The sequence below is a fragment of the Corynebacterium sp. HMSC070H05 genome (genome assembly GCF_001837615.1).
Taxonomy (GTDB): domain Bacteria; phylum Actinomycetota; class Actinomycetes; order Mycobacteriales; family Mycobacteriaceae; genus Corynebacterium; species Corynebacterium coyleae.
Window position 1 is genome coordinate 1 of the sequence record NZ_KV833329.1, and the last position, 20,218, is coordinate 20,218.

General features: G+C 61.9%; 17 protein-coding genes and 1 pseudogene. 10 read left to right on the forward strand and 8 right to left on the reverse strand.

Translation table 11 applies throughout. The features are described from left to right. The first annotated feature begins 58 nt into the window (after positions 1 to 58). The 3 genes from pth (HMPREF2617_RS06135) to HMPREF2617_RS06145 are packed head-to-tail and all read left to right on the forward strand — an operon-like array spanning position 59 to position 1,980. On the forward strand, positions 59 to 604 hold the full coding sequence (gene pth / locus HMPREF2617_RS06135; protein ID WP_246818902.1) for an aminoacyl-tRNA hydrolase: 546 nt from the start codon (positions 59 to 61) through the stop codon (positions 602 to 604). A gap of 4 nt (positions 605 to 608) precedes the next feature. Continuing rightward, entirely contained in the window at positions 609 to 1,409 is an 801-nt protein-coding gene (locus tag HMPREF2617_RS06140; protein WP_070614925.1) for a fumarylacetoacetate hydrolase family protein, read from the forward strand. Positions 1,410 to 1,419: 10 nt separating this feature from the next. Beyond that, a complete protein-coding gene (locus HMPREF2617_RS06145; RefSeq protein WP_246818901.1) occupies positions 1,420 to 1,980 on the forward strand; it encodes a DUF6891 domain-containing protein in 561 nt (186 codons plus the stop codon). Here HMPREF2617_RS06145 and HMPREF2617_RS06150 read toward each other — a convergent pair. Continuing rightward, positions 1,977 to 2,306: a hypothetical protein gene (locus tag HMPREF2617_RS06150; protein ID WP_070614923.1), complete on the reverse strand. Its 330-nt coding sequence runs from the start codon at positions 2,304 to 2,306 to the stop codon at positions 1,977 to 1,979. The two genes, HMPREF2617_RS06145 and HMPREF2617_RS06150, sit on opposite strands and share 4 nt — an antisense overlap. A gap of 23 nt (positions 2,307 to 2,329) precedes the next feature. After that, a complete protein-coding gene (locus HMPREF2617_RS06155) occupies positions 2,330 to 3,214 on the reverse strand; it encodes an NAD(P)H-dependent flavin oxidoreductase (protein WP_070840321.1) in 885 nt (294 codons plus the stop codon). A gap of 16 nt (positions 3,215 to 3,230) precedes the next feature. Here HMPREF2617_RS06155 and pth (HMPREF2617_RS06160) point away from each other — a divergent pair, with 16 nt between their 5' ends. Further along, positions 3,231 to 3,743, forward strand: coding sequence for an aminoacyl-tRNA hydrolase (gene pth / locus HMPREF2617_RS06160; RefSeq protein WP_246821708.1), 513 nt, complete (start codon positions 3,231 to 3,233; stop codon positions 3,741 to 3,743). On the opposite strand, the gene HMPREF2617_RS06165 is transcribed toward pth (HMPREF2617_RS06160), so the two are convergent. Beyond that, a complete protein-coding gene (locus HMPREF2617_RS06165; protein ID WP_070421246.1) occupies positions 3,727 to 4,266 on the reverse strand; it encodes an NADPH-dependent FMN reductase in 540 nt (179 codons plus the stop codon). The two genes, pth (HMPREF2617_RS06160) and HMPREF2617_RS06165, sit on opposite strands and share 17 nt — an antisense overlap. Before the next feature lie 47 nt (positions 4,267 to 4,313). Here HMPREF2617_RS06165 and HMPREF2617_RS06170 point away from each other — a divergent pair, with 47 nt between their 5' ends. After that, complete coding sequence (locus tag HMPREF2617_RS06170; RefSeq protein WP_070840323.1) at positions 4,314 to 5,945, forward strand: peptide chain release factor 3; 1,632 nt, start codon at positions 4,314 to 4,316, stop codon at positions 5,943 to 5,945. Here HMPREF2617_RS06170 and HMPREF2617_RS06175 read toward each other — a convergent pair whose 3' ends face one another. Beyond that, positions 5,946 to 7,064 (reverse strand): YihY/virulence factor BrkB family protein, encoded by a 1,119-nt coding sequence (locus HMPREF2617_RS06175; protein WP_070840324.1) that lies wholly within the window; start codon positions 7,062 to 7,064, stop codon positions 5,946 to 5,948. A gap of 27 nt (positions 7,065 to 7,091) precedes the next feature. Here HMPREF2617_RS06175 and HMPREF2617_RS06180 point away from each other — a divergent pair, with 27 nt between their 5' ends. After that, on the forward strand, positions 7,092 to 7,487 hold the full coding sequence (locus tag HMPREF2617_RS06180; protein WP_070840325.1) for a hypothetical protein: 396 nt from the start codon (positions 7,092 to 7,094) through the stop codon (positions 7,485 to 7,487). A 10-nt stretch (positions 7,488 to 7,497) separates the two neighbouring features. Here the strand turns inward: HMPREF2617_RS06180 and HMPREF2617_RS06185 are convergent, their stop codons facing one another. Beyond that, positions 7,498 to 9,000 carry an SLC13 family permease gene (locus tag HMPREF2617_RS06185; RefSeq protein ID WP_070840326.1) on the reverse strand — a complete coding sequence of 501 codons (1,503 nt, stop codon included), beginning with the start codon at positions 8,998 to 9,000 and terminating at the stop codon, positions 7,498 to 7,500. A gap of 114 nt (positions 9,001 to 9,114) precedes the next feature. On the opposite strand from HMPREF2617_RS06185, the gene HMPREF2617_RS06190 reads away from it, so the two are divergent. The 4 genes from HMPREF2617_RS06190 (at position 9,115) to HMPREF2617_RS06205 (ending at position 12,109) form a co-directional block, all read left to right on the forward strand. Next, complete coding sequence (locus tag HMPREF2617_RS06190; RefSeq protein WP_141761168.1) at positions 9,115 to 9,300, forward strand: hypothetical protein; 186 nt, start codon at positions 9,115 to 9,117, stop codon at positions 9,298 to 9,300. Between the two features lie 87 nt (positions 9,301 to 9,387). Continuing rightward, positions 9,388 to 9,831 (forward strand): DUF2871 domain-containing protein, encoded by a 444-nt coding sequence (locus HMPREF2617_RS06195; protein ID WP_070840327.1) that lies wholly within the window; start codon positions 9,388 to 9,390, stop codon positions 9,829 to 9,831. Between the two features lie 17 nt (positions 9,832 to 9,848). Further along, positions 9,849 to 11,078 carry a peptidase T gene (gene pepT, locus HMPREF2617_RS06200; protein WP_070840328.1) on the forward strand — a complete coding sequence of 410 codons (1,230 nt, stop codon included), beginning with the start codon at positions 9,849 to 9,851 and terminating at the stop codon, positions 11,076 to 11,078. 233 nt (positions 11,079 to 11,311) lie between these two features. Beyond that, positions 11,312 to 12,109, forward strand: a complete 798-nt coding sequence (locus HMPREF2617_RS06205; protein WP_070840329.1) for a hypothetical protein — start codon at positions 11,312 to 11,314, stop codon at positions 12,107 to 12,109. A gap of 15 nt (positions 12,110 to 12,124) precedes the next feature. Here the strand turns inward: HMPREF2617_RS06205 and HMPREF2617_RS06210 are convergent, their stop codons facing one another. The 3 genes and pseudogenes from HMPREF2617_RS06210 to HMPREF2617_RS06220 all read right to left on the reverse strand — a co-directional run. Next, positions 12,125 to 14,494: a zinc metalloprotease gene (locus HMPREF2617_RS06210; protein WP_141763021.1), complete on the reverse strand. Its 2,370-nt coding sequence runs from the start codon at positions 14,492 to 14,494 to the stop codon at positions 12,125 to 12,127. An 8-nt stretch (positions 14,495 to 14,502) separates the two neighbouring features. After that, the gene (locus HMPREF2617_RS06215; RefSeq protein ID WP_168168338.1) at positions 14,503 to 19,530 is read right to left on the reverse strand and encodes a carboxypeptidase regulatory-like domain-containing protein; all 5,028 of its coding nucleotides are present in this window, start codon (positions 19,528 to 19,530) and stop codon (positions 14,503 to 14,505) included. Between the two features lie 189 nt (positions 19,531 to 19,719). Next, positions 19,720 to 20,218, reverse strand: a pseudogene (locus HMPREF2617_RS06220) (glyceraldehyde-3-phosphate dehydrogenase); the annotation flags it as partial.

A 20,218-nucleotide genomic window follows, 5' to 3' on the forward strand; every position in this document is an offset into this window, starting at 1 on the left:
TGTGGATAACTCCAACACCAAATTCCACAATCCCCTGGTGAGAAGTACTATGTGCGTCGTGACTGTTCTGATCGTTGGTCTTGGGAATCCTGGCCCTCAGTATGAAAATACGCGGCATAACGCGGGTGTGGTCGTCGTCAATGAGCTTTTGGAGCGCGCCACCCCGATGCCCGCAACCTTGTCGGCACACAAGCGCACTAACACCGAGGTGGCGGAGTTGGCGGCGGGACGCCTGGCCAAGGACCGTGTGATCGTTGCGCGCACGCGCAGTTTCATGAATGTTTCGGGCGGGCCGGTGAAGGCGCTCGCAGATTATTTCGGCGTGAAGCCGGAAGACGTGTATGTGATTCACGACGAGCTCGATCTGGACCTCGGCGAGGTGAAGATCCGTCTCGGCGGTGGCGATCACGGCCATAACGGGCTGAAGTCGGTGACCAAGGCGCTGAACAAGCCGTACAACAAGGTCGCCGTCGGCATCGGTCGCCCGCCCGGACGGATGGCGCCGGCGGATTATGTGCTGAAACCATTCAGCGCGAAGGAGCAGGTTGATCTCGCAATTGCGGCCGCGGACGCAGCGGATGAGATTCTGCGCGCGTTAGGCTAGCCGCATGAAACTTGCGACGATCAGGACCGGAAACACCACCACCGCGGCACGGCTTATCGACGACACCCGCGCCGTCAAACTCAACGCTCCCGACATCGGCGCGCTTTTGCACGCGGGAAATTTCGAGGAGGGCGAGGAGTTCACCTTCTCCCCCGCTGATTTCGCGCCGGTGATTCCTCGTCCCGGCAAGATCATCTGTGTGGGGCTGAATTACGCGAAGCACATCGCGGAGATGGGGCATGATCAGCCGGATGTGCCGACGCTGTTCATTAAGTTCCCGGAGGCGCTCGTTGGGCCGTATGACGACGCTGAGGTGCCGGACTTCAACGCGGAGTCGTTGGATTTTGAGGGTGAGTTGGCGGTGGTCGTCGGTAAGCGGGCGCGCCATGTGTCCAACGGTGCGGATTACATTGCTGGCTACAGCGTGATCAACGACTACACGCAGCGCACGTATCAGAAGCGCACGCAGCAGTGGCACCAGGGCAAGTCGTTGGAAAAGACGGCGGGGTTCGGCCCGTGGCTGGATACGCAGTGGCAGCCGGGTCCCGCGATTACGACGACGGTTAATGGTGAGGTGATGCAGCATTCGCGTACCGACGACCTCGTGTTTACCCCCGCGAAACTCATCGAGTTCATCTCGCATCTGTATCCGCTGGAGCCTGGTGACGTGATCGCAACTGGCACTCCGGACGGTGTTGGCCACGCGCGTGATCCGAAGCGCTACCTGAAAAATGGCGACACGGTGCGTGTTGAGATCGAGGGCCTTGGTGCGATCGAGAACACGACCCGCGTGATTTCTTGCTAGCCTCGTGCCCATGAGCCAGCACGCGATGTTGACCAGCAAGTATCCGCCGTCAGATAACCTCTACGAATCGCAGTCACGCGAGGGCGACATCTCGCTCATGCTGTGCCATGGGTGGAGTACCGGCGAGATCGAGGCGTTTTTTGAGGACGATAACGGCGGCGATCCGGTCCCAGGGCTCGATGTGCTTATCGACGACATCCGCGCCGAGTACGCCAACCTCATCCCCAAAGCTTCCGAGGACGCGCAGCGCCTCGATACGCTCCGCGACGCTCTGGCTGAGCGCAACCTCGCGTTCTCGTTCGACGAGGGGCTTACTCAAAGCGACTGCGCCGAGGAAGCCGCCGAACAGGCAGAAAATGATGGCCGCAGCGGCTATGTGTACTGCACGAACCAGGACGTGGATCGAGTCATCCACACCGGCGAGCTCTACTTCGGGTTTAGCTCCGTTGAGGCGGCCGAATCGCTCGTGGAAGCGCTTCGCGGTGTTGGCCTGACCCCGATGTGGGGCGGCAAACCTACCGAGCGTGTGGCGTGTGAGGGGCTCGTCGTCGAGCTCCCGCTCGCGGATTAGAAGCCGAGCTGATCGAGCAGGCGAACTTCTGCTTCTGCGATTAACTGCAGCGGGAACAGCAGAAGGAGAAACGGTGCGGAGCTCAGCATCACCCCAGGAGCTTTCTCCGTCCCGCTCTTGTTCGCGCCACCGTTGAGTTGCTCGGCGCCGTTGATGATGTTGGTGACAAGGAAGTTGTAAAGCCCCCAGGCGCTGCCGCTGTAGGCGCCGTCATGGTTAGCAGGAGCGGCCGGAGCCGCCGGTGCCGCGCTGGCTGCCGGGGCGAGCGCGCCCAGTGCGAGCGCGCCGGTCGTTGCGGTGGCAATTGCGATTTTGGAAAGCTTCATACCTTTCTCATCGCAACAGCTGTCTAGGGCGTTAGCATCCGCTCGATCTCGGCAGCCGGTGCAGCCATCAATGCTCCCCGGTCGGCGCCGACGAGGCAGTAGTCGTTATCCCTGGTCATCGGCCGTAAATACGGGTAGGTCGGCGGCAGGTCAGGATTTTCCCGCGTGAAATCTGTTTCCACACCGCTCGCCCACCGTCCGGAGAAGGCGCGGGAGACCACGGCGGGTGTGTCGGTGCGCAGGAGTTCGCGGTTGTGTTGGCTGGTGCCGGCTTCGTCGGCGAGGAGGAATGCGGTGCCGCAGGCGACGGGCATGTCGATCGCGGCGACGTCTTCGGCATTGCGGACGCCGCCGGCGGCGATCACGGGAACGGTGGCGAGGGGCCGCAGATCTGCGAGCAACTCCGGCAATGAGCGCTGGTCAGGGTCGTCGTGTTGGCTCCAGGTGCCGCGGTGGCCACCGGCGCGTGGGCCCTGGATGATCACGCCATCGACTCCCCTGGCTTGGGCTTCGCGCAGTTCGGCCTCGTTGGTTACTGTCGCCCAGGCTTCCGAGCCGACCGCATGCAGTTGTGCGATCTCGGTTTCGGTGAAGCAGCCGAACGTCGAGGACACAACGGCGGGTGCGGCCTCCAGCACGGCGGCGAACTTTTCGGCGTAGTCGGATTCGAGTGCCGGAACTGCCTGTTGGAGGTGGTGGGCGGTGCGGTGGACGTCGTCAAGCAATGGCTCGGGTTGGGGCACGAAGAGGTTCGCGCCGAACGGCGTCTCGCACGCGGCGAGCCACGAGCGGGCTTGCGAGGCGCTACAGGTGCCGAGCGCGATGAACCCGAAGGATACCGCGTTGACCAGTTCGGGTGTGGATGGTCCGCCGGCCATGGGTGCTGCGATCACGCGTGGAAATTCCATGGGTACAGTGTGGCACGTGTTTGGTTTTTTCAGACGCCCCAAGGCCGATTGGCTGGTTGTGGGGCTGGGTAACCCGGGTGCGGAGTATGCACGCACGAAGCACAATGTGGGCTTCTTGGCGCTCGACGAGTTGCCGAAGCTCGATGGTGTGGCGCGTTGCAAGCCGCAGACGTATATGAATCTGTCGGGTGAGGCGGTCGCTCCCCTTGTCCGGAAGTTCAACATCCCGCCGGAGCGGATCATTGTGCTTCACGACGAGCTCGATCTCCCAGCCGGCAAAGTCCGCGTGAAACTGGGCGGGAACGAGAACGGCCATAACGGGCTGAAGTCGATTACGGAGCATTTGGGCACGCGCGATTACGTTCGGGTGCGCATCGGTATTGGCCGGCCGCCGAAGGGTACGGCCGTGCCGGATTGGGTACTCAGCGACATCTCGGGCGACGAGGACATCGCAACCGCGGCGGAGGCCGCCCGCCTGATCGTCGCCGAGGGGTTAGCGAAGGCGCAGAACGTTATCCACGCGCGCTAATTGCCTGTTCTAGGTCGGCAAGCACGGTGCCCAGCGCGTCGGTGTTGGCGGCCTTTTCTTCCTCGAGGTCGGTGCCGAAGATGTTGATGCCCACCTGGTTGCGGATGTCAAACATGGAGAAATTAGCGACGATCTGACGCCAGTGCTCGATCGCGCGAATCGCGCCGGTGCCGCTGTAGCCGACGAACGCGACCGGCTTGCCAGCCCACTCGGAGGCGAGTGAGTCGAAGGCGTTTTTCATGGTGCCGGGGATGGAGTGGTTGTACTCGGGGGTGACGAAGACGAAGCCGTCGCAGGCGTCGATGGCGTTTGACCAGGCGGTGACGGCGTCGTGCTCGTATTGCTTGTTGGCGGCGCCCGGCACGGTGGCGGCGGTGAGCGCCGGGACGTTGAACTCTGCGAGGTCGAGGAGTCGGTACTCGACGCTGTCGCGGGCGTTGCCGGTGTCGCGTACCCAGTGGGCGACACCTTCGCCGACGCGGCCTTGACGGATGGATCCTAGAATTACGCCAATTGTTGTCATGTACGCGACTGTACTCGGTGGGTGGGTCGTCGATAAGCTAGCGGCCCATGAGCACTGTTTCCGAGGCCGCCCGCCGCCGCACGTTCGCTGTTATCGCCCACCCGGATGCGGGTAAGTCCACGTTGACGGAGGCGCTGGCGCTGCATGCGCATGTGATTTCGGAAGCCGGTGCGGTGCACGGTAAGGGCAACCGCAAGTCGACGGTGTCGGACTGGATGGAGATGGAAAAGGAGCGCGGCATTTCCGTCGCATCGTCGGCGCTGCAGTTCGAGTACGCGCCGGAGGGCCACGAGGGCGAGCCGTACGTGGTCAACCTCGTCGATACTCCGGGCCACGCGGACTTTTCGGAGGACACCTACCGTGTGCTTTCCGCCGTGGATGCCGCGGTCATGCTGATCGACGCGGCGAAGGGCCTCGAGCCGCAGACCCTGAAACTGTTTCGCGTGTGCAAGGCGCGCGGTCTGCCGATTGTCACGGTGATTAACAAGTGGGACCGCGTGGGTCGTGAGCCGCTTGAACTTGTCGACGAAATCGTTACCGAAATCGACCTCCAACCCACCCCTCTGTACTGGCCGGTAGGCGAAGCGGGTGACTTCCGCGGGCTCGCGCACGTCTCCTCCGATGGCGAGATCGACGGGTACGTACACTTCACCCGCACAGCCGGCGGTTCGACGATCGCACCAGAGGAGCACTACTCCGCCGACGAGGCCGCCGCGAAGGAAGGCGACGCGTGGGACACCGCGCTCGAAGAAGCGGAGCTTTTACTTGCCGACGGCGCCGTCCACGACCAGCAGCTCTTCGAACAGTGCATCACCTCCCCGATCATTTTCGCCTCCGCGATGCTGAACTTCGGCGTGCACCAGATCCTGGACACGCTGTGCGCAATCGCACCGGCACCGGAGGGTCGCGCCTCTGACCCGAAGGCGGTGGAAGCCTCCACGACCGCGATGGATACCGAGCGCGAAGTCGGCGATGATTTCTCCGGCGTGGTGTTCAAGGTCCAGGCCGGCATGGATAAGAACCACCGCGATACGTTGGCGTTTATGCGCGTGGTCTCCGGCGAGTTCGATCGCGGCATGCAGGTCACGCACGCCCAGTCGGGCCGCAGCTTTTCCACGAAGTACGCCCTGACCGTCTTCGGCCGCAACCGCGACACCGTGGAGACGGCCTTCCCGGGGGACATCATCGGCCTGGTCAACGCGGGCGCGCTGGCGCCGGGTGACACGATCTACGCCGGCAAGAAGGTCCAGTTCCCGCCGATGCCGCAGTTCGCTCCGGAGCACTTCCGGACGCTGCGTGCGAAGTCGCTGGGTAAGTACAAGCAGTTCCGCAAGGCGCTTGAGCAGTTGGATGCCGAGGGCGTCGTGCAGATCTTGCGCAACGACACGCGTGGCGACGCCGCCCCGGTCATGGCCGCCGTCGGCCCCATGCAGTTCGAGGTCATGCAGGCTCGCATGGAAAACGAGTACAACGTGGAAACGGTCACCGAGCCGATCCCCTACTCGGTGGCCCGGCGCACCGACGCCGAGTCCGCGCCCGAGCTGGGCCGCCAGCGCGGCGTGGAAATTTTCACGCGTACAGACGGCGAGATCATCGCGCTGTTCGGTGACAAGTGGAAGCTGGCTTTCGTCGAGAAGGAGCACCCGGAGCTCACCATCGAGCCGCTCATCGCCGACTAGCTACTGCGCCGACTCCTCGCGTTGCTGCAGGATGTCGTCGGCGATGCGGTCGGTCCACCGGCGAGTCTGCAGCCGCCACGCCGCCCCGACGTTGGATCGTGGCGGCGCTTGAATGTGGCGGCGTGAGTCCATGCCGTGTTGGAGTTCTTTGGCGCGCAGGACTTCGGCGTCGATTTTCACGCCTTCGAGCAGCACGATGTTCATCAGCCAGATCAACGCCAGCACCGCCAAAACGGTGCCGAACGCACCGTAGGTGCTGCGCACGCCGACGAGTTTGAGGTACCAGGAAAACCCGACCCACAGCGCGCCAACGACCAGCAGCGCGCTCGCCGAGCCGAGGGTGAGCAGGCGGAACCTACCGGGTTTGACGTTGGGCGCGAAGTAGTACAGCACGGAGACGAGCGCCACCGAGACCACCGCGATGACAGGGCCGCGCAGGTAGTCCCAGACGGGCAGGAAGATTGCGGTGAGGTAGTGCAGCTCCTCCTCCAGTTGCAGCGGCCGGGCGATCGGCCCGAACACGGCGTTGACGATGGAGTCCGTCAGCAACGCGCCCAAAATGATCACCACCGCACCGACGACCATGACTACTGTGACCAGCCACATGGTTACCCAGGTCACCGTCATAGGGCGGCCTTCGGTGCGGCCGTAGATGAGGTTGGCGTTGCGGGAAAACGACCGCACGTAGGCCGAGGCGGATAGCAGCGAGATGATCACGGACACCGCAAGTGCGATGGTGCTTTCCGCCGGCGTGGCCACGATGGCGGAGATGAGCTGGAACGCTTCCTCCTGCAGCTGCGGCGGGACGTATTGGTTGATCAGGTCGGCGATGATTGAGTCGGCCATGTCGTCGCCACGCGGCATGAGCAGGCTGAAGATGGAGTATGCGGCGAGCAGCATCGGCGCGACCGACAGCAGGGTGTAGTAGGTCAGGGTGGCGGCACGGTCCACCATGGCGTCGTTGGAAAAGTCTGTGACCACGCGGCGGAAGATGGATTTCCATCCGGCGCGTGTGAGGCGGTTGCCGCGGCGCAGTGGTGTTTCGTAGTCGTGGGGTGTGACGACGAGGTCGCCGGTGCCGTACGACATCACCATGTCGACGCGGTGCGATTCAGACATACTGGTCACCTTATACACTCCCTTGTCATGGGAATCATCGACCGCGCGCGTGAACTTTTCGGGTTGAACCAGCCTCGGCTGGTGGAGTTGCCGGGGCGGGTGGTGCCGGTGGTCGTCGATACGCTGCAGGTGCACACGGCGCGGCTTGCGCCCGATACCAACGAGAAGATCATCATCGTGACCACCTCAGCGAGGGCACTCGAGGAGCTTTCGCGTATCGACGACGCCGTGCAGCTCACCTCCCCCACCGCACGCCCCGTCACGTTTGTGCCGGTGGACCGCAGGTCCGAGCCTGTGCTGGATCCGAAGTACGGCTGGATCATCCCCGTCACACGTGAGACCGCCGCCGAGTTTGCGGGGTTAGCAAAAGGCCCAGGCGCGCACGAACTTTCGACGCTGCACCTAGCCCTGGTGTTGGAGTAATTCGGCGTATCTAGACCAGGCCGATCCAGTTCCAGTAGGTGGCGGACAGCAGCAGGATGAGCAGGTAGGCCACGATGGTCAGTGGGATACCGCTGCGCAGGAACTGCTTGGAGGTAAACGCGCCGGTGCCGTAGGCCAGCATGTTTTGCGGTGCGGAGACCGGCAGCAGGAAGCCGAAGCAGATGACGAACTGCTGGATGATCACGAATCCGATGCCGCCGTTGGGTACGTCCAGGGTGGCTGCGAGCGCGATGAACACGGGGATCAGCGCGGAGGCAAGCGAGGTCGCGGAGGCGAAGCCCAGGTGGATCAGGATGTTAAACAGCGACACCAGGGCGATTGCGGCGAGGATCGGCATGGAAGATAGGCCGATAGCGCCGAAGGTTGCCTCAGACAGCCAGGTTGCAGCGCCAGTGTCCAGCAGGAACTTGCCCAGGGAGATGCCGGCGGCGAACACGACGAGGGTGCCCCAGTTGATCTGCTGCTGGGCGTACTTCCAGTCCATGACGCCGATGACCGGCATAAGCATGAAGCCGACGGCGACGATGGTGATGGTTGCGGAGCTAATCGGGTGCAGCACGCCTTCGGTGGCCCAGAAGAACAGCAGCAACACTGCGATGGCGGTGAGGCGCTTCTCAGCGCCGGTCATGGGTCCCATTTCCGCGAGCTGCTTTTCGACGAGCTCACGTCCCCCGTCGATCGACTCCACCTCAGGCTTAATAGTGGCACGCATGATGAAGTACAGGGCGATGGACATCAGGATCGACCACGGTGCGGCCCAGATGAACCACTGACCCCAGGAGATAGTCTGGCCCATTTGGTCTTCGATGAAGCCGACAGCCACGAGGTTTTGCGCAGCGGCGGTCTTGATGCCGACGTTCCAGATGGATACGGCTTGGGTTGCGGTGATGACCAGGAGTGCAGCGAGCTTGGATTCCTTGGCTAGGCCGAAGGCTGCCACCATGCCCATGAGAATCGGCACGACAGCGCCGGCACGGGCGGTTGCGGACGGGACAAAGAACGCCAGGATGATCGAAATGACAATTGCGCCGATGACGATGTTGGAGACCTTCTCGCCGGCGAACTTCAGCACATACAGCGCCAGGCGACGGTGCAGGCCGGTCGCCTGCATGGCTGTTGCCAGTGCGAGTGCCGCGGCGACAAGCGCCACTGCTGAGGACGAGAAGCCGCTCATGGCGGTGCTCAAGCCCTTGGATGCACCGATAGCTTCGCCTGTCTCTGGGTCTTCGGCGAATGTGAGCGTGATGGCGATCAGCCCGACGATCATGACCGCACTGACCGGGTAGGACACGGCCTCCGAGACCCACATAATCACGGCGAAGGCAAGCATGCCGAGTGCGATCTTTGCGGGCATTGCAAGCCCTGCGATCGGGGTCAGGATCACAGCGGCCAGTGCGATAAATGCGAGGAAAAACGCGATCGTTTTTCCTGTGTTGAGTTTGTTTGAGGTTTGTTGTTCGGGGCTGTCTGCGGGGGCGACTGCCGTTGTCACGGTCTTCCTCCTTGAAGTGGTTGTTCCTGCATAAACATTAGTCTCACCAAATGGGCCTTCAAAATGTGACGCGTGTACTGTTTGCCCTGCATACGGGCGCGTAGCATGGCCATCATGGGCTTGAGTTCACTGTTGACGTACAACATCCATCATGGTGCACAAGATTTCCGCAATGCGCTCGGCAACGGCGCCGCTGACGCCTGGTTGCCTGCGTCGTGGCAAGCGTCGCTAAACGATCTGAGCCATTCTGTCGTGGCGTTATGGGATTCGGTCATCAACGCAATCTCCATCATCGTTTAAACGGCACACCCGGTTCGCAGGACCGAGCTTTCTGGTACAAACGTAGATGATGTTCACAACACTTTGTTGCTAAAAGGAGTTTTTCCCATGAAGGCCCTCTACAGAGCCGCAATCTTCTACCTCGCCCTCGGCCTGATCTCGGGCGTGTTCTACCGCGAGTTCACCCGCGCCAACAACTTCCCGGAAGGCGAGTTCACACAACTCGGTGTCACACACACTCACCTTTTGGCCCTGGGCTTCATGATGTTCCTCATCTTCCTCGCCCTAGAAAAGGTCTTCACCTTCTCGCGCAATAAGAAGCTTTTCAATATCTTCTTCTGGCTCTACAACGCAGGTTTGCTTACCACCGTGTCCATGCTGATCCTGCACGGCTCGCTGACGGTGCTGGGCAAGGAGTCGGGTGCGGCGATCTCCGGCATCGCAGGTTTGGGCCACATCATGCTCACCATCGCGTTGGTCATCTTCGTAGTACTGCTGGGTCGCGCCATCGATAGCCCTACCCGAACCTCTGAGGCAGCGCTGGCAAACTAACGCGCTACCCTCGCGGCATGAACACTCTCACGCCGATCCAGCAACGCCTTACTGACCGCTTCTTCCGCTACGTCCGCACGGAAAGCCAATCCGACGCTCGCGCCACTACAGTCCCGTCCACCGAAAGCCAATGGACGTTTGCGCGTTTGCTTGTCGACGAGCTCTCCACCGCCGGGGCCACCGACGTCCACCTGTCCGACACGTGCGTGGTCACCGCGAAGATCTCCGGCACCGGCGACGGCCCCGCGATCGGCTTCTGCTCCCACCTGGACACGGTGGATGTAAACCTCTCCCCCACGGTCAATCCGCAGCTAACCCATTACGAAGGCGGGGATATTTGCCTCAACGCCGAGCGCGACCTCTGGCTGCGCGCCGCCGACCACCCGGAACTTGCAGCGTACGAGGGCCAGCCGATCGTCCACACGGACGGCACGAGCGTGCTTGGCGCCGACGACAAGGCCGGCGTGACCGCGATCATGGAGGCGGTCACCGAGCTCGGCGGTCAGACCCCACACGGCGACATTTACATCGCGTTCGTGCCGGACGAGGAGATCGGCCTGCGCGGTGTACGCACGATCGATTTTGACCGCTTCCCTGTCGATTACGCCTACACCGTCGACGGCGGCGAGCTCGGCGAGGTTGTAGAGACCACGTTCAACGCCGCCACCGCCACCATTACCATCGCCGGCGTCAGCGCCCACCCGATGAACGCGAAGGGCAACCTGGTCAACCCGATCACACTGGCAATGGAGTTTGCCAACCAGCTCGACGCGCAGGAAACGCCCGAGCACACCGAGGGACGTGAGGGCTTTATCTGGCTCAACGGTATCGACGGCAACCAGTCCACCTGCACCATGCAGTTGAGCATCCGCAATCATGACCGCGAAGGCTACGAGGAAAAGAAGCAGCGTCTACGCGCGCTTGCCAGCGACCTTGCCGCAGCAAACCCCCGCGCCACCATCACCTGCGACATCGAAGATGTCTACGCGAACATCTCCGACGCGAAGACCCCCGAAAATTCCGTCGGCTCCGAGCGACTGCACGCTACGATGCGCCGCCTCGGCATCGAGATTAAGGAGATCGATATGCGCGGCGGCACCGATGGGTCATGGCTGTCCAACCAGGGTGTCTACACCCCGAACTATTTCACCGGCGCGCACAACTTCCACTCGATCTACGAGTTTCTGCCGGTGTCTTCCCTCGAGCGCTGCTATGAACTCACCCTCGCCCTGATGCGTGGCGAGTAACCGGCTCACTAAGCACGCTTGATGCTGGTGCTCGTCTTGTGCATGAGCTCAGTGTCAAGTTCCTCGCGCGTGTGGCGTTTTCGGCCACAATTACTGCTGCGTTGCTCGGTTCCCTACGAGATGCACAATATATTGTGCATCCCGGCTCTGGTGTTGGGGCCGGTTGTGGTTTAGGCTCGTCGATACGCGGAAGCAAAATGGGGGCTTCCGCCCGACACCCAGGGGGGATAATTATGGCTTTTCGTGCCTACGAGCTTTACTACCTCGATTCTTACGACGAGGAAGTCGATGACCTTGTCACCATGTACGACTACGACGAGGACGACTACAGTTTCGACGACGACATCCGCTGGCACATTGACGACGACTACATCATCGAAAACGGCCTCCGCGTCGCAATACTCATCCACGACCCGGACACCCACGAGATTGACTGTGCGTTGCTCCAACCGGACAACCCACGCGCGCCCGATTGGTATGGCGTGGAGGAGATGGCCAACGTCATGGCCGAAGTCCAGCGCATCATGGTCGCTCACGACGACTACACGGTCAGTATCGTGCCACCGCAGGATCCCGCGTTCGCGCTCACGGTGCCTCGCGTCTTCCCTGCGGAAGATCTCACGGCTGCGACGGTGATGATGCTCGGCGACTCGCAAGACAACGCCTGGTACAGCGCCTTTTGTATCGAGTTCACACCGAACCTGAAGTCCGACGAGTCGTTCCCAGTCGCCGTTTTTGTGTACGACCCGCGCGATAACTGCCTTGTCAGCAAGAGCTTCACCGGCATCAACCCGTTCGCACCGGAGACGTTTAACCGGAGGCAACGCAGGATCGTCGAGCGCAAACTCGACGAGATCTTTGCGGCAATCGACTCCTCAAAAACCGCAACCCAACCCGTGAGCCCGTTTGCCAACCTCGGCCCGCAATTCCGTGCATCGAGGCTGCCCTCCGTCGAGGCGGTCGGCCCCGACCACGCGCTCCTCCAAACACTTGAGAGGCTTCTGGCCTGGTGGCAGGAGCAGGCAGCCTAGGCGTTAGATCATGCGCTAAATCATGCCCTGGCTCATCGCCCAGCCAGCTAGCGCAGCACCAAGGCCGCCGATAGCGAGCAGCACGCCGATGATGATCGCCACTGGCGAGACCGCACCGTCGCCGTTGGCCGGCGGCTGCTGCGTCTTCGGCTTCTGCGCCGCCGGTGCATTGCTCGTCCCTTCGGTCTTGTCCTTCGGCTGCAGCTTCCTGCGGGCCATGTCCTTGACGTACTCCGGGGCGTCGGAGGCAAGCACCTCGGCAAGCACCTTCGCCATCTCTTCGCGGGTGTAGTTCAGCGCGGAGACGTTGTAGGACTGGCTAAACACTTCCGTTCCGCGCGAGTTTGTAACCACTACGCTCAGCGGAACGACCGGCTTGTCCAAAAACGCCGCGCGGTCGAGCTTGATGTCTACCTGCTTCTCGTCGCCGACTTTGCCGGCAGGCTTCAGGTCGTAGCTTTGTTGGAACACGCCCGAGCCGTAGTTGACGCTGACCTTAAACCGCTCGTCCACGTCTCCCAGGTTGGAGATGGTGCCGCGCAGGACGTTGTCGTCGCCAAGCTGTGCGACGACGCCATTGTCACCGTTTGCGGTTTCGTTGAGACGGAAGCCTGCCTTGTACTTGTTGTTGCTTGCCGCGTTGATGACCAGTTTTTTGACGTCACCTTCGGTCAGCACCGGCATGCTTTCCTCGCCGTGCGAGTGGTCGTGATCGTGGTCGTCTTTGTCGTTTTCCTTGTCTGTCTCGTCGTTCACTCCGATGTGGCCTTGGCCAACGTTCGCGCCTGGAAGGTTCAGGTTCGCCCAGTCCGCCGGGATCTGAAACTCCCTGCCGGTCTCGTCGTGGCCGTGCGTTTCCTTTTCGGCAAAGTTGAACTGGTTGAACTGGTGCGCGTAACTCATCACCGAGTTGTACTCTTCGAGGTCATCGCGCGCCGGTGCCGTGTTTGACTCCACGTGCGCGCCGTAGTGCAGCAGGTTCAGGGTGTGGCCGAACTCGTGCAGGATCGTGTTGCGCAGCTGCTCCTGCGTGGTCATCTCAGGATGGTTCGCCACGAAGAATACGGAGTCGTTGACCAAAGCGAGGCCTGTCGAGGAGTCGCCGCGAGAAATCGTGTCGCCGATGACGCCAACGCGGAAGACCGCCTTGCGTTCTCCCAGCAACCGTTCGCGTGCCGAGATGAATTGGTTTTGCGCATACAGCGCGTAAGCCCATTCGTCTTTGGCCAACTTCGGATCGGCCAACCCTGGCATGAATTCTTTGGCGTAGTCCTCGGTCTTGCCGCCCTCGCGGTCTGCCTCCTTCATGCTGGACATCGAGGAACTGACGTACTCCGGCCCCGCAACGATGTGGAGATTGATGCCTTGTTTGGCGAAGCGCTCCTCCAACTGCTTGAGGATCTCCGGCGACGGCGCATAGTCCTTCGTGTTTGCACGCGCACAGTCGGCGAACTGGGTAAAGCCCTCCACGGATGCCGCGAAGGATTCCTTCCGATCGCACTTGAGTTGTTCCCACTCGGATCGCATCCAGTGCAGCTGCAGGAACAGGTCGGGTTTGTTTTCGTCGGCGCCCCACTGGTGGATTGGCAACGATTTGCCTGAGGAGAGTTTCATGCCGACGCGTTCCCACGAGTTGCGCAGCCCGTCGCCGTCGGAGTCGAACGCGGCTGGCTGCGGGATGAAACGCGCCTGGGTTTCGGCCTCGAGTTTCTCACCCGCTGCGAGGCTCTTGCTCCAGCGTCCGGCCTGGTAGCGCGCGTCGTTGTCGTTGCGGCTCTCCTTGGCTTTCTCAGCGGTCGGTCCTACGCCGAACCGGTCGGCGTTCGCAAACTTCACGCGTGCGGTGTGGCCGGGCTTTTCCGGGGAGACGCGAATTTCGCCGTCGAAGTATTGCTGCGCGCGGAGTTGGCCGTGGTTGCCCATGATGTCGCTTACGGCTTCGACGCGGACATTGACCGGGGCGCCCGAGACGTTGGTGGCGGTGACGGTGTACTGGATGATGTTGTCGAAAATGTTGATGGTGCGTTTGACCTCAACACCGTTAAACGTCTGGGTGTAGACAACCGTGTCGGTTCCGTCGTCTCTGCTGAGGGTTTCGGGCGTCGCGTTCCAGTCGACGGGCATTTTCGCCTCGTTGACGTACACGTCGGTGCTCAGCCCGTACTTGAGCACCTCGGCGGCAGCTTCGGGGTGGTCGAAGTCGAAGAGGCCCTGTCCGTCGGGGCGCACGGTCGCGTTGATGTACGGCGACCATGTGCTCTTCTGCTGCCCCTCAACGACAACCTGCCTGCCTTGCTGTGTGACCTTGGCCTGCGCGGGCATAACGCAGACGGGGGCGAGGGCGGCGCACAGGCCGACTGCCATTACTTTTGTGGAAAATCGCATGTTGTTGCCTACCTACCCAGTACCTGCATGATCTTGTCTTGGTTCAAAAATGCGGCGAATCCTACGCCGGCAAGCAGCGCCAGCGCGCCCACGAGGACCGCGATCCAGCCAACGCTTGTCGACGACCCCTTATCCTCAACCACCACTTTCTCCGGTGCCCTCGCCGTCAGGGGGACGTTGACCAGTTCGGAGGATCCGTCCGGGTAGGTCACCCGCACCTTGACGGAGGTGGTTTTGCCGTTGGGCACACTGCCGTTGGACCGGGCGGTGATACGGCCGGTTTTTTCGTCGATAGTTGCTGTCCAGCCCTGCTCGTTGAAGCCGTCGATGCTAAACCGCGTGCCCTCTGGCAGTTTCGACGAAGGTTCCGGACGAGCCTCGCCGCCGATGGGTACGTTCGCTCCAACGTATCCGGCGTCAAACGTCGCCGCATCCGAAGGCACCGTGACCGTGGCGGTGATTTCGCGTGCGCTGCCGTCTGGGTAGCGCACCTGGATCAGCGGCTTGTAGGTTTCGTCGATCTCGGCGTTCTTCGGCGCCGTGATGCGCAGCGCGCCGGTGGATCTGTTCACGCCGACGTCAAGGCCAGCGTTGTCGATCACGTCGAAGACCGCGCCCTTGACCGCATCGCCAACAGCGGCGACTGCAACTGTGTTGCCCACCCGCACCGTGGTAGACGGGTAGGAGATGGAGTTTTTCACGGCGTGTGCAGAAGCTGTGGCCAAGCGAGCGCGCGCTTCAAGTTCTTTGGTGGAACCATCCTGGAAGTAGGCGATGACCTTGACCGTGAGCGGACGCGCGTTCACCTTCGGTGCGTTGACTCGCACGTCGCCGGTGTTCGCGTCCACCGTCGCGGACCAGCCGCCCAGGCTCGACCCGGATTTCATCTTGAAGGTCGTCCCCTCGGGCAACGCAGCGTCGCCGGTGCGCAGCACGGTTGCGCTCAGTCCCGGGACCACCATGATCTCGTCTTCGTAGCCGAGGTTTGCCAGGTCTGCCAGCATGGGCTCGCCGACCTCGAAGACGGCGTTGACCGTCTTGGAACTGCCGTCCGGGAAAGTGATCGTGACCGGGACCGTGTGGGTGCCACGTTTTGCGTTGGCCTCCGGCTTGAACGTGATGCTGCCCTTGGCGTCGATGGTCACGCCCTTGGTGTCCGTCTTAAACGTTGTTCCTGCGGGCAGCACGCGGTCGTCGTATGTGAAGCCGCGCTCCACCACCTGCGCACGCGGCGAGCTCGAGGAGCGCTCCACACCAGCAGGCACCGGGGTTTTCGCCCATTCGACCGTGTAGCGATCGGCCATGGGCTTTTCTTCAGCCACGACAACCTCGACGACCTCGCGTTGGCCCGTCGGTGTGTTGACCTCTACGCGGTAAGTTCCGGGCACGGCATCGCGCGGTGGCGTGGCGACGACCGTGCCGTCCTGCTCCACACGAATCCAGGAATCCTTCGGCGCAACCTGTTCCGTCTTGTTGCCGGAGATGACCTTTTCCACGCCGTTGGTGGTGAACCCAGACGACACCAGGTCGCTGCTCCCCTTACGCGTCGGCGTGCCAATGCCTACCTCGCCGGCGTGCACCACCACAGGTGCCCACACGAACGGATCCGGCTGCGGGGCCGGATTCGACGTCGCCGGCTCCTTTTTCACCGTAATGCCCAGGTTGGACTGCTCGGTTGGCTTGACCGTGACCTTGCCGTCGTTTTCACGTGTGACGGTGTGGTTGCTCGGTGCCTTGGCGGTCACGGTGTAATCGCCTGGGTAAAGGCCATCGACGACGTACTTGCCGTCAACCTTTTCCACCTTGCGGGTTTCGTCCTTCGGACCACCCGTGATCGTGATCGACTCTGGCTCCGCATCACCCGTGACCGAGATGTTGACGGACCCCTTGACCAGCGCCACCGTGAGCTCCAGGTCGCGCGGCTTGTTCGGCTCGACACTGAAACGCTGGGTTGTTCCTCCGTGGTTGTCGCTGGATTCAACCTGCACGGTGTATTCGCCGGCGTGCAGTTTGCCCGCGTTAAACCTGCCGTGTGCGTCGGTCGTATCCTTGGCGTTTTCCTTACCGTTCTGGGTGATGAGGATGGGGGCGTTGGCGACGGGTGCGGAGAGGTCGTCGAGAAGCGTGCCGCTCACCGCGTTGAGCGTCTTCACCAGGATTTCGCCGCTGCCGTGTTTGCCGGGCTGCAGCGTGATTTCCCGGCTGCCTTCGCTGTGGGTCTCGCTTTCGGCGGCTTTGGCCGTATAGGTTCCGGGCAGGATGTCCTCGACCGTAGCCATGCCTTCCGCGTTGGTATTCACCGTGCGTCCGGCGACATCAAGTTTGGCGTTGGCGACGGGGTGGCCGGTGTCGTCGACAACCTGCAAGACGAGGTCCACCTTGTCCAGCGCGAGCGCAAAGTCGTGCGTTTCGGTGCTGTCCTTTTTCACCTTCGCGGCCTGCGACGGCGCCGAATACCCTTGTAGGTCCGCAATCTCGACGGTGTAGGTGCCCGTTGGCAGATCAGCAATCGAGTACTCCCCGTTGACCACCGCCGCAGTCTTTTTCACGCCAGCGGTGTTCTGGTCTGCGCCACGGACCTGGATCTCGGCGGGTTGTCCGCTCGGCAGGCCGGTGACGCTACCGGCGATATTGCCCAAATTGCGCACCACATTAAGCGTCTTTTCCGAGGTGTCGTTCGGGTTGATGTCAACATCGCCGCCACCTTCGATCGAGTACCCCTCCGGTGCGTGCGCGCCGAGGGTGTACTTGCCCGGGTACAGATCGTTCAGGACGAAGCTGCCGCCGGTTTCCTCGATTGGCAGGTACTCGTTTTTGGGGCCACCGTTGAGGAACACCTCCGTCGGAGCCAACGGCCCCGAAGTGACAACCTTGATGGATCCGCGGTGCAGCGCCACCTTGAGCATCACCGACTCGGTGTCTCCGCCGGGCTCGACGGTGAAGTTTGTGCTCGCCGCGCCGTACGTGTTGGTGCGGGCCACCTCTGCGGTGTAGTTGCCTGCAGGCAGCGTGCCGGCGTCGAAGTTACCGTCCGGGGTGGTGGGGACAGTGTCGATGACACGGGAGCCTTGCTTGATGACGACCCGCGCACCCGCCACAGCCTGACCAAGGTCGTCGACAACAATGCCACCCGCTTGGTTCAGCGAACCAACCTTCACCGTCACCGGATCATTGTCGCCCGGGTACAGCGCAAACCCCTGGGATGCGCCGCTGTACTTGCCCCTGGCAGCAGACACTGCGGCGGTGTAGGCGCCCGGCGCGAGATCCCCAAACGTTGCAAGGCCTTCGGCGGTGGTGGTTTCGGTCCGTCCGTCAACGGTGACTGTAGCGTCGGCGACCGGCCTGTTGGCGTCGTCGACCACCTTGATCACGCCCGTGACGTTGTCCGCAATCACCGCGAACCCAACAGTCCTGTTTTCGTACTTTTCCACCTTGGCGTTCTGCGGGCCCGTGACGGAGTATCCGCGTGGCACGGAGTCTTTGATCACTTCGACGCGGTAGTTCCCGGTGGGCAGGTCCGGGAAGCTGTAGTGGCCGCCTGAGACGGTCTGTTCCAAAATCTCGGGACCCGTGACGCGGATCTTGACCTGCTTGTCGGCCGGCACGCCGGAGATCACACCAGAGATGCTGCCTTTATCGCGCGTGGCGGTGAAGTTTGCGTTCGCGGTGGTTGCGCGTTTGACGTCCACGTCTGCCGTTTGGGTCACCGAATACCCCTTCGGCAGCGACTCTGGGACGACCTCGAGCACGTGCTTGCCTACTGCCAGGTTCGGGATGGTGAACTCCGCGTTCTCATCGGTGTCTACGACAGTGTTCGTACCGACGACACGCACCTTCACCTTGGTGCGTTCCGGCAGCCCGTTGACCTTTCCGCTGACTTTGCCGTACTGCTGCTTGCGCTGCACAACGATCGGGTCCGCGATGCGGTTGACGCGCTGATCCTTAACGACGACACCATCGACCTCTGTCCCCTGACTGTCCTCAGTTTCGCCCACGACCAGCGTGTACTTATCCTCTGGATCCTTGGGCACCGGAACCTTGGGCACGGTGAAGTTACCGCTTTGATCAGTCTGGGCCGACTTACCGCCGACGGTCACACGTGCACCGGAGATGCCGACTCCCTTGTCGTCGATCACCCGGCCGGTGACGGTGATCGGGTACAGATCAAAATCCGGGGCGGTGGCCTCGTCTTTCCACGGCTTGGTCGCCGGGCTGACAAAGCCCGCTGGAGGTCGCACGCCAATCTGGTACGTCGTTCTCGGGTTGTTGGAGGTCAGCCAGTAGGAGCCGTTATCGGCAACCGCTTCTTCGCCCTGGAGGACGATTTCCTTGCCCTGGCGGTTGGTCCACTTCCTGTTCACCAACACCTTCGGGCGGCCGACCGGCTCCTCATCCGGATTGTGTACGCGCACCTTGCCCGGCGAAGCCATGTTGACCATAGGCACGGTGTACCGGGAGCCACCACCGGCCATCGGAGTCGGATAACCGCCCTTGCCCATCCCCCAAAGGATCAGGCGGTGCATTCTTTCTACCTGCAACTCTTCCGGTAGCTCATAGCGCAGTCGAATCGCATAATTGCCTGAGGGTGTTGTCGCGATGCTGCGGTGGACGGTGACATCGTATGTCTTCAGCACAACTTCTTGGCGGTTTCTGTAAACGCGGTGATCAAGCTTGAACTGCGAGACTTCAGGGATCCTTTTGAATACCGGATCCCCCTCCGGCGCCGACTTAACATTACTTGCGAAGAGCGGCGGAGGCGCGGTTTCCGGCGGCACGAACTCGATGGATACCGTCTTCACCCGCATGGACCCGTTGAAGAAGACCGCTCCTCGCCAATTGCCGTTTTCAATGCGAACCTCGCCATGATCGATACCAGGTTGCAGAGTAGGCATCCTCTGCGCGTGCGCGACCGGGGTGAAGGTACCCAGCGGGACTTCGGCGACCGTGCCGGCAAGCGCGAGCACCGTCGCAACTGCGGTGATGCGCATGCCCCGTGGGCGGTGTACGCGACGGGGGTCATCGGAATAGCGAGACATGGGCGTCATTCAACTTTCTCGAAGCAAAGGCACGGGAAACGAACGGTAAAACACAGGAATGATACCACTTAGTTATATGCCTTATCTAAACCTTTCAAGGAACTGCCAGCGATTCCACACCCCTACTACACGACGAAGCGCCCCGGCCGAATGTGGCCGGGGCGGTGGAGTCGTCGCTAAGCAAACGCGCTACTGAATCTCAGATGGCTCCTTGCGTGCCGGGTACACGGTCGGGCGCACACCCGCAATGTCCTCAACAACGCGAACCACCTGGTGGGAGTAGCCGTACTCGTTGTCGTACCAGACGTAGAGCACGAGGTGGTTGCCGGAAGCAATCGTGGCCAGACCATCAACCACGGATGCGTGGGAGGTACCAAGCAGGTCCGTCGACACAACCTCAGGCGAGTAGATGTAGTCGAGCTGCTGGCGCAGGTTGGAGTGGGTGGACACGCGACGCAGGAAGGTGTTCACCTCGTCCTTTTCAACGTCCTTCTCCAAGTCCAAGTTCAGCACAGCCATGGACACGTCCGGGGTTGGCACGCGGATGGCGTTGCCGGTGAGCTTGCCCTCAAACTCCGGCAGTGCCTTAGACACGGCCTTCGCCGCGCCGGTCTCGGTGAGCACCATGTTCAGGCCCGCTGCGCGGCCGCGACGGTTGCCCTTGTGGAAGTTGTCGGCCAGGTTCTGG